We start from the raw sequence: 309 nt of genomic DNA, 5'->3' as shown, positions 1-309 counted from the left end.
GGTCTCGGCGGCGATGCGCCGCTCGAGCGCGTCGATCTCGGCGATGATCGGGCGGACGCGCTTGAATCGTTCCAGCCGGGCGCGCGCGAACGCGCCGGCCTTCTGCTCGGACCGGAGCGCCTCGAGCTGCGCGGCCGCCGCGGCGATCTCGTCATTCAGGGCGCGCCAGTCGCCGGCGCGCAGGCCCCGCTCGCGGATCGCCCGCCGGGCCGTCTCGTGGCGCCCCAGCGCCTGGTAGAAGGTCCGGTGCTTGGCCTGGCGCGGGGCGAAGATGGCGTCGGCCTCCGCGTCGAGCGTCGTCTGCAGCTC

General features: G+C 75.7%; 1 protein-coding gene. It reads right to left on the bottom strand.

Annotated features, from left to right (window positions below):
• The coding region (locus ACLBYB_RS33090; RefSeq protein ID WP_447701417.1) for an AAA family ATPase at nt 1-309 on the bottom strand (309 nt) is incomplete at both ends.

This window comes from Methylobacterium sp. D54C, from assembly GCF_053345595.1.
The sequence above is the reverse complement of the archived record's forward strand: the minus strand, read 5'-3'. Positions and strand labels throughout refer to the sequence as shown.